We start from the raw sequence: 1,496 nt of genomic DNA, 5'->3' as shown, positions 1-1,496 counted from the left end.
TCATGATTTTATTTTATGTACATTGGGAAATAAGGGGGAATTATCTCAGAATTTACCCATTAATGCGACAGAACCAGACAAGGCGCTCTTCGCTTTCACTAGTTCTTGCGACAGAACCTACCGCCGCCCCTTGTTTAATTCTGCCATATTTTAAACCCTTTTAAGTTAGCCCGTTTTCGGGTCAATGGTTCAAATTGAACCGTTAAAAGTATGAGGGTATGAAAGTATGTTCACACCTTCATACTTTGTTCTTTTTCTTCGCTTTCCTCAATATTTTCAAGTGCTGATTTCACCATAAAATAAAGCGTCCTTGAAAGATTATTGACATTGCTAGGCGGGGTTTTAAATGGTTCTGTATCACTTTCCCGCAACCGCTTAACGGCTGCAACTTTTTTAAGTTTACCTATAATTTTATCCTCTGGAATCTTATAAAAATATTTCCTAAAATCCCGCGCTTGCTCATTTTTATTACTTGATACCATATTTAGTAGAAACCTTACATTTTTAGCCCCGTATTCCTCTAATTGTTGCATGTGCAATAATGCCATATCAACGCTTTCTGGGTCTGGTGTAATAGGCATTAAAACAAGGTCTACACTTTCCGCTATCCATTTATCGAATTTGGGGCGGTTGCCGCCGCTGTCAACGATACATAATCCATCATTGTTCATTGCCGCACCCATTAGAGTAGATAGCGTTTCAGGCTTTCGCGCATCATAAAAAGTGTAAGCTCTACCATTGACGCTTATAGGCTCTCTGTTGTCCGTGTGCATTAAATAAGCGGGGATATTCTTCCATGCTGCACCCAAGGCCAGAAGATGACAAATAGACGTTTTCCCCACGCCGCCCCTTGTTCCCACAACCGCTATACCTTTCATACTCTTGCGCTCCTGTCTCTTTGGATGATGTATCTTAGAGCCTCGCTTGCACTAACAGACTTTCCCGCCTCCTGTGACATCATAACGGCTTGCGCGTTGATATAGTCTAAGTCCCTTTGTTGTAGCGAATATGTTTTTTTAAGCACCTTTTGCGCCTTGTTGCTTTCAATCTGTGCTGTTTGTGAAAAATCATCATCCGGCACAAGCCCGCCTAAATCTTTTAATTCTGGTTTTTTCATTACACAAACCCTTAAAGTATGACTATATGAAAGTATGATCTTACTTTCATACCTTATGATTTACATACTATACACCTATATAGTATCAATGCAACAATAAAAGTAAGATAGTATGAAAGTATGCTCATATTTTGCCAAGCTACAAAGTGAACTTGTGGAGATTGCCAAGGGTAGGGCAAGGGCTACGAAAAAACCGCCTAAAAAGGCGGCTCAATAGGGTAGGGCACGGCTTTCTCATAAAAAAATATATTGACATATGCGATAAAATATCATTATTTTAATCGACAAACAGATGTCAATTACACACTCAACGAATGATAACGACCTTGAAATAAATCTAGAGACAGAGGTGGTTAAGTTCATCAATGTACTTAAAACA

Annotated in this window: 2 protein-coding genes; both read right to left on the bottom strand. The window is 39.3% G+C overall.

The features are described from left to right. Positions 1–230: 230 nt before the first annotated feature. Positions 231–878 (bottom strand): P-loop NTPase family protein, encoded by a 648-nt coding sequence (locus tag BQ7314_RS03440; RefSeq protein ID WP_174482316.1) that lies wholly within the window; start codon positions 876–878, stop codon positions 231–233. Beyond that, positions 875–1,117 (bottom strand): hypothetical protein, encoded by a 243-nt coding sequence (locus tag BQ7314_RS03435; protein ID WP_174482315.1) that lies wholly within the window; start codon positions 1,115–1,117, stop codon positions 875–877. Before BQ7314_RS03435 ends, BQ7314_RS03440 begins: the two co-directional genes overlap by 4 nt. Positions 1,118–1,496: the final 379 nt, after the last annotated feature.

The organism is methanotrophic endosymbiont of Bathymodiolus puteoserpentis (Logatchev) (assembly GCF_900128525.1).
Taxonomy (GTDB): Bacteria; Pseudomonadota; Gammaproteobacteria; order Methylococcales; family Methylomonadaceae; genus Methyloprofundus.
Note: the sequence above shows the minus strand (reverse complement) of the source record. Positions and strands in the feature narration are given on the sequence as shown.

Excerpts from the sequence above, each read along its gene's own strand:
- BQ7314_RS03440 (WP_174482316.1), bottom strand. The coding sequence starts at position 878 with ATGAAAGGTATAGCGGTTGTGGGAACAAGGGGCGGCGTGGGGAAAACG.
- BQ7314_RS03435 (WP_174482315.1), bottom strand. The coding sequence starts at position 1,117 with ATGAAAAAACCAGAATTAAAAGATTTAGGCGGGCTTGTGCCGGATGAT.